Annotated in this window: 1 protein-coding gene; it reads left to right on the top strand. The window is 49.6% G+C overall.

The genetic code is table 11. The features are described from left to right. On the top strand, positions 1-449 hold a 449-nt coding region (locus tag J5224_RS34900), incomplete at its 5' end, for a TOBE-like domain-containing protein (protein WP_264629375.1). Between the last annotated feature and the right edge of the window lie 83 nt (positions 450-532).

Below are 532 nucleotides of genomic sequence, written 5' to 3' on the forward strand. Positions count from 1 at the left end.
TACACGAGAACATCAACCTGACATCGGTGTTTGTGACGCACGATCAGGAAGAGGCGATGGAAGTTGCTGACCGTATTGTGCTGATGAATAAAGGGGTTATCGAGCAGATTGGCTCGCCTGCTGAGGTGTATAACCACCCGGCCAGTGAGTTTGTCTATCACTTCCTGGGTGACAGTAATCGCCTGAAAGTGGCGCACAGTGAGAAACCTATCCTGTTCCGCCCTCATGAAGTGGCGATCGCTTCCGAAGCGCGAGAAGGGTTTCAGCCGGTGGTAGTGCGAGATATTCGTCCATTGGGGGCATTGACCCGTCTGTCGCTGAAAGTTGAAGGTGAACCCGAACTGATCGAAGCCGAAGTGGCACAGGATGATATCAACCTCAACGGCTTGAAACGTGGCGATGTTATCCAGTTCAAACCCAAAGTGTATAACCACGATTGGGAAATCTAAACGACAGCTACCGTTTCGAAAAAAAGACCAAACGGTTCATAAAAAAACGCCCGCAATCGCGGGCGTTTTTCATTCAATTTCTT

The sequence above is a fragment of the Candidatus Symbiopectobacterium sp. NZEC135 genome (genome assembly GCF_025962695.1).